This window comes from Bacillus sp. GMs2/2, from assembly GCF_050172095.1.
Taxonomy (GTDB): domain Bacteria; phylum Bacillota; class Bacilli; order Bacillales; family Bacillaceae_G; genus Bacillus_A; species Bacillus_A cereus.
In genome coordinates this window covers 1-1,889 of record NZ_JBNLYE010000577.1, presented here as the reverse complement: position 1 = coordinate 1,889, position 1,889 = coordinate 1, and the positions used below count along the sequence as shown (strand labels likewise).

Sequence of the window (1,889 nt, the reverse complement as noted above, 5' to 3'; positions counted from 1 at the left end):
GGGAAGATGGAAAAAGAAAGGAAAACATTTTCTTTTGGATTACGTACACAACTTATGCTATTCACTACAGTTTTAGCTTTCATTACATATTCAACAAGTATCTTTTTTATTTACGTGATATACGATTATTTTCAAAGTTATGTAAGTCAAACTGTATATAATATTATCGTTATGTTATTAGGGGTAGTATGGTCTGGAATTTTAGCATATGGAGCAGCCGTATTTTTAATTAAACCGCTTCGCAAGTTAGAAGAGGCGGCAAGAAAAGCAGCTGAGGGTGATATTCGTGAAGATGTTCCATTACCGAAGACAGATGATGAAATTAAATCTTTAAGTGTTGCATTTAATATGATGTTAGGAAACTTAAGGGGCATGGTAAAAAATATTGATACAACATTTTCGTATACAAATAATCAAGTACAGCAGATTAGAAAACAAACAGGCGAAGCAACGAGACAAGCGCAAGGTGTATCAGAGACACTTGCAGAAATTTCTTCAGGCGCTGAGCAATCAGCGGCATCAATTCAAGCAATTGTTTCTGCTGTTGATACAACGACTTCTATTGCAAGTGAAGTAGAAGAAAAAGCGAAGCAGTCTGATACATTGTCTTCAGAAATGGTTGAAGCTTTAGGGCATAGTACTCGTGTCTTTACGTCTTTAATTCAAGGTATTCAAACATTGGCAAAAGAAAATGAAGATTCAATGCAAAATGTACAGAAGTTAGAAGAACGAATGAAACAAGTAGAACATATTGTGTCTGTTGTGAGTGCGATTGCTAGCCAAACGAATTTATTAGCACTAAATGCTTCTATTGAGGCAGCTCGCGCAGGAGAGCATGGAAGAGGCTTTGCGGTTGTTGCGGAAGAAGTACGGAAACTTGCTGATGAAAGTGATCATTCTGCAAGAAACATATCGCAGTTATTACGGAATATGCAAGATGAAGTACAACAAGTTGCAATGAAAATGACAGAACAAGTGAAAATAGCTAAAGAAGAGGCGAAACGTGGGGAAGCTACGGAATTAATTTTAAAAGAAATGTCATCAAGTGTTATGGAAGTAGCCGATGCAACTCAGCAAATTAGTAGTTATATGAATGAACAAGTGAGCCACATTCATCAAACAGGAGCACAAACAAAAGCTGTAGCAGCAATTGCTGAAGAAACGTCAGCTGGTTCGCAAGAAGTGGCGCGTGTGACGCTACAACAGTCTAAAAATATGATAGTAATCGATCAATTATTAAAGGATTTAGAGAAGCAAGCAACTGATTTGAAACAAACAATTGAACGATTTTCAATGTAAAAGGAAGAACAGAATGCTGTTCTTCTCTTTTTTATTTAGCTTGATTTAATATTTACAGTTAAACTATGAACGTTTCCGCAACATTCTTTTCTGTCCCTTTCGGATGAAAATTATAGCGAGCTATAATATTAAAAGGGGTGTCTTTTATGAAAAAAGAAAAAAGACAACGGTTAATTAAACAATTTGTAAAGGAGTATGAAATAGATAAGCAAGAAAGATTAGTAGAATTGTTAGCAAAAAAAGATGTATTAGTAACACAAGCTACGGTTTCTCGCGATATTCGTGAGTTAAACTTAACGAAGGTACCTTCTCAAGAAGGATTAATGATATATAAAGTTTTCTCAGAAGAGCATGTACAAACTGATATAAAGTTAAAGAAAAAATTACGAGAAGTGGTTGTGAAAATTGATTGTGTAGATCAATTAATGGTTATTAAAACATTACCTGGTAATGCACATGTTATTGGTGTTTTATTTGATGAGTTAGATTGGAAAGAAAAAATAGGATGTATATGCGGAAATGATACATGCCTTATAATTTCACAGTCGAAATCAGATAGGGAGATTATAGAAGAAAGATTAAATTTAATT

General features: G+C 34.4%; 2 protein-coding genes. Both read left to right on the top strand.

Annotated features, from left to right (window positions below):
• The first annotated feature begins 6 nt into the window (after positions 1-6).
• Entirely contained in the window at positions 7-1,299 is a 1,293-nt protein-coding gene (locus tag ACQGS6_RS27515; protein WP_000410233.1) for a methyl-accepting chemotaxis protein, read from the top strand.
• Between the two features lie 146 nt (positions 1,300-1,445).
• The coding region (gene argR, locus ACQGS6_RS27510) for an arginine repressor (protein WP_426965960.1) at positions 1,446-1,889 on the top strand (444 nt) is incomplete at its 3' end.

Bases quoted from the DNA above. Each gene is read 5' to 3' on its own strand.
- ACQGS6_RS27515 (WP_000410233.1), top strand. From the start codon at position 7: ATGGAAAAAGAAAGGAAAACATTTTCTTTTGGATTACGTACACAACTT.